A 737-nucleotide genomic window follows, 5' to 3' on the forward strand; every position below is an offset into this window, starting at 1 on the left:
GCTTGAAGCATTACCGGAAGAATTGGTTAGATATACAGAAGAAGAATTACTTGAATACCTTAGGCAAGCAGTGAAACGTAGTATAGGGATTAAGAAGATTCAAGCCTTAAAAGAAGCAGCCAATCGCTCGATTGGCATCCGACAGGGTGCCATGATGGCTAAAATGGAATTAAGAACCTTAATCCAAAAGTATGAACTCATTCAAGCCAAGTTCGAAGAGCTTGATCAAACTCTGGATACTCTGCTTCAAGATATTCCAGGCGTTGATCAAATGTTAGAGATAACAGGAATTGGGCGCGATACAGTGGCGGGTTTCTTCGCTGAGGTAGGCGATTTGAGTGAATACAATCATCCCCGTCAGATAACCAAACTGGCAGGACTCAGCTTAAAAGAAAATACATCAGGTAAGCATAAAGGGAGGACCAGAATAACCAAACGTGGTCGAAAGAAATTACGAGCATTGTTATTCCGGGCATCTATGATTCTAGTAGCCAAGAACAAAGCCTTTAAAGCCTTACATCATTACTACACAACGAGACCTGACAATCCGTTGAAAAAGATGCAGTCTTTAATTGCTTTGTGTAATAAGCTCATCCGTATACTCTTCTCTATTGGTAAGAAACAGTTTGTGTTTCAAGAGGAGAAGATGTTGAAGGACATCCCTCATATGCATGCATTTATCCAAGAACCAGTAGCAGCTTAATCTCTATTAAACTAAACTTTTAACAAATAGATTT

General features: G+C 39.6%; 1 protein-coding gene. It reads left to right on the forward strand.

Annotated features, from left to right (window positions below; all coding sequences use genetic code 11):
* Nucleotides 1–703 (forward strand): transposase (locus LXM54_RS27665; protein ID WP_233319563.1); only part of this gene is annotated, 703 nt, incomplete at its 5' end.
* Between the last annotated feature and the right edge of the window lie 34 nt (nt 704–737).

The sequence above is a fragment of the Bacillus sp. Au-Bac7 genome (assembly GCF_021341655.1).
In the GTDB taxonomy this organism is placed as follows: Bacteria; Bacillota; Bacilli; order Bacillales; family Cytobacillaceae; genus Niallia.